Origin of the sequence: Candidatus Skiveiella danica (assembly GCF_022705245.1) — a bacterium.
Classification (GTDB): Bacteria; Pseudomonadota; Gammaproteobacteria; order Burkholderiales; family Burkholderiaceae_C; genus Skiveiella; species Skiveiella danica.
Map to the genome: position 1 here is coordinate 1 of NZ_JAKJEW010000158.1, position 581 is coordinate 581.

The 581-nt window shown below is 70.4% G+C and carries 1 pseudogene; it reads left to right on the forward strand.

Annotation, left to right across the window (positions count from 1 at the left end):
- Positions 1–525, forward strand: a pseudogene (locus ACMUOY_RS20690) (hypothetical protein); the annotation flags it as partial.
- Positions 526–581 lie beyond the last annotated feature (56 nt).

The following is a 581-nucleotide window of genomic DNA, read 5'->3' on the forward strand; positions in this document are numbered from 1 at the left end:
TGGGGCGATGCGCTGCCTGCATTCGTCGACCACAACCCGCAACTGGCCGATGTGCCCTACCTGGCTGACGTGGCCCGCGTGGAGTGGGCGTTGCACCGCGCCGCCGGTGTGCCCGATGCCGCCGCCGATCCCGCGTCGTTCGCGATGTTGACCCAGGCGGACCCTGCCACCTTCACCCTGCGTCTGGCCCCGGGCACGGCGGTGATCACCAGTGATTGGCCCGTGGCCAGCCTGGTGACAGCGCACCTGCATGAGGATCCCTCCTTGGCCGTCGCCGCCGGGCGGGTCCAGGCGCGCGCGGCCGAATGCGCGAGGGTATGGCGACAGGGATTGCGCCCGCGCATTGCCGCCTGTACGCGTGCCGAAGCGGCCTTGTTGCAGGCCGTGGTGCGCGGCCGTTCGCTGCTGGCGAGCCTGAATGAGGCCCTCGCCGTCGATACCGGTTTCGATCTCGGTCAGTGGCTGCCGGACGCCGTGACCCAGGGCCTGGTGCTCGGCACCGGGCCGCTTGAATCCACCCCCTGAACCCCGAGAACCACCATGTCCAGCTACCCTCTCCTGCAGCGCGGCGTGTCCCTGTG